3 protein-coding genes are annotated in these 3637 nt (G+C 62.4%); all 3 read left to right on the forward strand.

The genetic code is table 11. The features are described 5' to 3' along the window. Positions 1-326: GNAT family N-acetyltransferase (locus tag EN879_RS27705; RefSeq protein WP_164774614.1), on the forward strand; the 326-nt coding region annotated here is incomplete at its 5' end. 378 nt (positions 327-704) lie between these two features. Beyond that, on the forward strand, positions 705-2510 hold the full coding sequence (locus EN879_RS27710; protein WP_063170224.1) for an ABC transporter ATP-binding protein: 1806 nt from the start codon (positions 705-707) through the stop codon (positions 2508-2510). 260 nt (positions 2511-2770) lie between these two features. Next, a partial coding sequence (locus EN879_RS27715; protein WP_127274375.1) for a hypothetical protein occupies positions 2771-3637 on the forward strand: 867 nt, incomplete at its 3' end.

The following is a 3637-nucleotide window of genomic DNA, read 5'->3' on the forward strand; positions in this document are numbered from 1 at the left end:
CCGTACGCACTGACGAAGTCCATCGCCGCGCCTTTGCCAACTCGCTTTGCGTCGGCGCCTATGTCGATGGCAGGCAAGTCGGCTTCGGCCGGGCGATCACCGACCGCACCGTATTCGCCTATCTCGCCGATATCATCATCTGGCCGGAGAATCGCGGGCAGGGCATAGGAAGCCGGCTCGTCCAGGCCCTGATCGATCATCCGGAGGTCAGGACCGTTTTCCATTGGAGCCTGTCGACCAGCGATGCCCATGGCATGTATGAAAAGCTCGGGTTCAAGCCATCGACCGATGGCCGCTACATGCGCTTGGATCGCGTTCCTGAATGAGGCGCGGCTTGCCCGCCATTGTTGCAAAATAATCGCAGTGGTTGGACCAGATACGCTTTTGGCGTCAGCCCGTCTTGGCGGTGCATCGGAGCGTCTCTATAAGAACCGCTCCGCAATTGTCTTGCGGGAGGTCCGAATGGCAGTATTTCACATGGTAATGCGAGGCCGCGAAGCCTAGGTCTCATCCGGCGCTCCGCGAAGGTTTGCCCTTCGTGCCGATGCCGGATCGAGCACAGGCTTATGCCGATGCCGATCGCCGCCCGGTTATGGGCGATACGCCAAATATGCCACTCCGCTTCCGGGCAATCATTGGCCCTTGCGCGGCTTCTTCAATTTTCGACCTACTGGGATCGGGCTCGTTTGTGCCCGAATGACATCATGGCTCGTTTCAAGATCGATTTGCGCGCGAGCGCCTTTCGCAGCGTTCTTGGCTTCACGCTTACCCATTGGCGGCGCCAGCCGTGGCGGCTTTCGCTCATCATGGCCAGCTTCCTGCTGTCGACGCTGGCCGATGTGCTGACGCCGCTCTATTCCGGCCGGCTGGTCGACGCAGTCGCCAGCAGCGCCGCCGCCGACGCGATTGCCTGGAATGCCGCGCTGACGGCGTTCTCGATGTTGATGGCGCTGGCGCTGGCCGGCGTCGTGTTGCGCAACCTGGCGTTCATGGGCATCGTCGAGCTGACCTTGAAGATGATGGCCGACATCGCCGCCGATGCTTTCCATCGCGTTCAGCGCTTTTCCACCGATTGGCATGCCAACAGCTTTGCCGGCTCGACCGTCCGCAAGGTGACGCGCGGCATGTGGGCGCTCGACCTGCTCAACGACACCATCCTCATCGCACTGCTGCCGTCGGTCGTCATGCTGGTCGGGTCGACGTTGCTGCTCGGCTGGTTCTGGCCGTTGATGGGTGCGGTCGTTGCTGCCGGTTCGGTGCTGTTCATCACGGTGACGGCGCTGCTGTCACTTGGCTATGTCGCGCCGGCGGCAAGGCTCGCCAACACCTGGGATACCCGCCTCGGCGGCTCGCTGGCCGACGCGGTCAGCTGCAACGCCGTGGTCAAGGGCTTTGGCGCCGAGGAGCGCGAAGAACGCCGCCTGGCCAAGGTCGTCGCCAAATGGCGTGCGCGTACACGGCGCACCTGGGTGCGCGGCACCATCAACGGCACCACGCAAGGGGTGCTGCTGCTGGTCATGCGCGCTGCGGTGATCGGCCTGGCGCTGATGCTGTGGTCGTGGGGGCAGGCGAGCGCCGGCGACGTTGCGTTCGTGCTGACCTCGCTCTTTGTGCTGCAGGGCTATCTCAGGGACATCGGCACGCATATCCGCAACCTGCAGCGCTCCATCAACGATATGGAAGAGCTGGTCGATTTCCAGTCCGAACCGCTCGGCATCGAGGACCGGCCAGGTGCCAAGCCGATCCGGATCACCGAAGGACGGATCAGCTTCGACAACGTCACCTTTCACTATGGCCATCACCGATCCGCGCTTTACCGCGACTTTTCGGTCGATATCGCGCCGGGTGAGCGCGTCGGGCTGGTCGGCCATTCGGGGTCGGGCAAGACGACCTTCGTCAAGCTTATCCAGCGGCTCTATGACGTGAACGCGGGGAAAATCCTGGTCGACAGTCAGGACATCTCGCAGGTGGCGCAAGCCTCGCTGCGCGGGCAGATCGCCATCGTTCAGCAGGAGCCGATCCTGTTCCACCGGTCGCTGGCCGAAAACATCGCCTATGCCAGGCCGAGTGCGTCGCAGGAGGAGATCGAGCATGCCGCCAAGCTGGCGAGTGCGCATGACTTCATCACCAACCTGCCAAAGGGCTACGGTACACTGGTCGGCGAACGCGGCGTGAAACTGTCGGGTGGCGAGCGTCAGCGCGTGGCGATCGCGCGCGCCTTCCTTGCCGATGCGCGCATCCTGATCCTCGACGAGGCGACATCGAGCCTCGATTCGGAATCGGAGGTGCTGATCCAGCAGGCGATGGAGCGGCTGATGGTCGGCCGCACCACGCTGGTCATCGCGCACCGGCTTTCGACAGTGCGGGCGCTCGACAGGCTGCTGGTCTTCGATCGCGGCAACATCGTCGAGGAAGGCTCGCATGACGAACTGATCCGGCTGAAAGGCGGCATCTACCGTCGCCTGTTCGAACGCCAGGCGCTCGAACTGACCAAGGGACTTGTCAGCTGACCTGAGGCGGCCTCCAGCTTCGGCCGGAGGCCGCCTCTGTCAGGCACGGTCAGCCCAGCGGGCTGGAGCAGGAGATGCGATCGCAGGGAGGCAGTCGACCCGTCGATCAGCGCCGTGATGCTGGCCGACTTGATTTGCCTGTGAAGTCCTGTCCGGATAGTAAGTCTTGGGACCTCTGTTCATCATATTGACCGAGATACGTTGTTTCTACCAATGGTTGATATATATCCGATGGAGGCAACCCACGGACGTTTTTCACGATGCATCTTTCTGCGAATGCCGAGGAAAAGTTGGCTGCGCCGTCAGTGCTGGAATCTCAGCATGGCTCGGTTCGGCCGCTTGCTGCCGAAGATCTCGAGCGCGTCGCCGCACTCTTCCTGACGAAGTTTCGCCGGCGGCGCCGTCACCTCCTCGATCGCGCGATCGCCGAAACGGCCGCGTATATGAGAGAGATTTATCTCGACCCTGCCGGCCACTCCGGTGAAAGCAACGCTCTTGTCCAGATCAACCGGCAGGGCCGCCTGGGTGGGTTCCTCGGCGTTTTGAAAGCCCGCTACGAGCTCAATGGTGCGCCATTGAATGCGGCGATCATCGGGCCGCTCATGGCCGACCCCGGCACCGATGACGGCTCGGCCGGACCGCAATTGCTGCGGGCATTGCATCAAGGCGAATTCGATCTGCAGCTGACCGATTCGGCCAACCGGACATCCTTAGCCTTCGCGCGCCCGATGAAGTATCAACTCCTGCCGGTGCATTGTCTGGGATGGACATATGTCTTCCGGCCGGCGGGAATGGCCGCCGCCGCACTGCACCGTAAATGGCCCGGCCTGCCTCACCTTGTACTCGACCCCTTTGCGCGAGCATTCGATGCTCTTGCGAAAAGAAGGTTCGAGCCCCCCGTCCAGCATTCATCGTCGCATCGCACCCACCGTGAGCCGATCAATGCCGTGCAATTTGCCGAGGAACTGCCGACCCTCCTGTCTGGTTACGCTCTTCGGCCGAGTTGGAAGGATGGGGAGTTGCCACGGCTGCTTGCGCTGGCGGCCGAGAAGCGGGCCGACGGCCCCCTTCATTTCGGTGGGATCTACGACGAAACGGGCAAAATGCTCGGTTGTTATGCCTTCTAT

Origin of the sequence: Mesorhizobium sp. M7A.F.Ca.AU.002.02.1.1 (assembly GCF_003998535.1) — a bacterium.
Classification (GTDB): Bacteria; Pseudomonadota; Alphaproteobacteria; order Rhizobiales; family Rhizobiaceae; genus Mesorhizobium; species Mesorhizobium ciceri.

What these genes read in the sequence shown, in the direction of transcription:
- EN879_RS27710 (WP_063170224.1), top strand. Translation starts at nt 705, where the DNA reads ATGGCTCGTTTCAAGATCGATTTGCGCGCGAGCGCCTTTCGCAGCGTT.